We start from the raw sequence: 453 nt of genomic DNA, 5'->3' as shown, positions 1-453 counted from the left end.
GCCACAGGACGCCTGCGTGACGAACTGGCCAAATATCCCTTTGCTGAAGGCGGTATTGTTCTGTTTTGTCAGTACCGGTATCTGGCCGTTGAGTATTTGCTGGTTGCGGTTCTCAATAGCTGCAGCAGTATGCGGGTTAATGAGCAGCTAGATATCAGCAGCACGCATTATCTGGATATCAATCATGCGGATATTGTTGCGCGCATCGATTTAACCGAGTGGGAAACCAATCCTGAATCAACCCGTTATCTGACCTTTCTGAAAGGTCGGGTAGGGCGTAAGGTTTCCGATTTCTTTATGGATTTTCTGGCGGCGTCCGAAGGGTTGGATACCAAGGCGCAAAATCGCGGTCTGCTGAAAGCCGGCGATGAATATTGTGATGGTGCGCAATTGGACAAGAATGAGCGTCAGAACTATCGACAACAGGTCTATAGCTATTGCAACGAGCAACTG

Annotated in this window: 1 protein-coding gene; it reads left to right on the top strand. The window is 49.0% G+C overall.

The features are described from left to right. Positions 1-453 (top strand): nucleoid-associated protein (locus JWG88_RS21320; protein WP_205235837.1); only part of this gene is annotated, 453 nt, incomplete at both ends.

This window comes from Desulfopila inferna (assembly GCF_016919005.1).
GTDB classification, from domain to species: domain Bacteria; phylum Desulfobacterota; class Desulfobulbia; order Desulfobulbales; family Desulfocapsaceae; genus Desulfopila_A; species Desulfopila_A inferna.
This window is presented reverse-complemented; position numbering and strand designations above follow the sequence as displayed.